This is a genomic window from Desertibacillus haloalkaliphilus, assembly GCF_019039105.1.
In the GTDB taxonomy this organism is placed as follows: domain Bacteria; phylum Bacillota; class Bacilli; order Bacillales; family KJ1-10-99; genus Desertibacillus; species Desertibacillus haloalkaliphilus.
The window spans coordinates 1-338 of the sequence record NZ_JAHPIV010000547.1; the positions used below are offsets into that span (position 1 = coordinate 1).

1 protein-coding gene is annotated in these 338 nt (G+C 42.0%); it reads right to left on the reverse strand.

The window, feature by feature from the left end:
- Positions 1-34: 34 nt before the first annotated feature.
- Positions 35-307: an acylphosphatase gene (locus tag KH400_RS23230; protein ID WP_217228673.1), complete on the reverse strand. Its 273-nt coding sequence runs from the start codon at positions 305-307 to the stop codon at positions 35-37.
- Between the last annotated feature and the right edge of the window lie 31 nt (positions 308-338).

Here is a 338-nt window from a genome sequence, read left to right on the forward strand (position 1 = left end):
CATTTACTGTTGTGAAATAAAGGATACACATCAACTATCCTCTAATCCGAAAGTCTTGATAATGGGCGAACTTGGTGAGCGGCTTCATGTCCATATGTGTGACTTTTGAAAAAGGACTGCCTTTACGGACGGTCTCTAAAAAGTCAAAAACTTCCTGCTGCTCTCCTTCTACTTTTAACTCGACGTGACCCTCATCTGTGTTGCGTACCCAGCCTTTTATCCCTCGATTGACGGCTTCTCCTTGAACAAAATAACGAAAACCGACTCCTTGAACTCGTCCTTTTACAATAGCGTGATAATGAACCAATGTCATCTCTCCTTTTTTCTCATCGTACCAT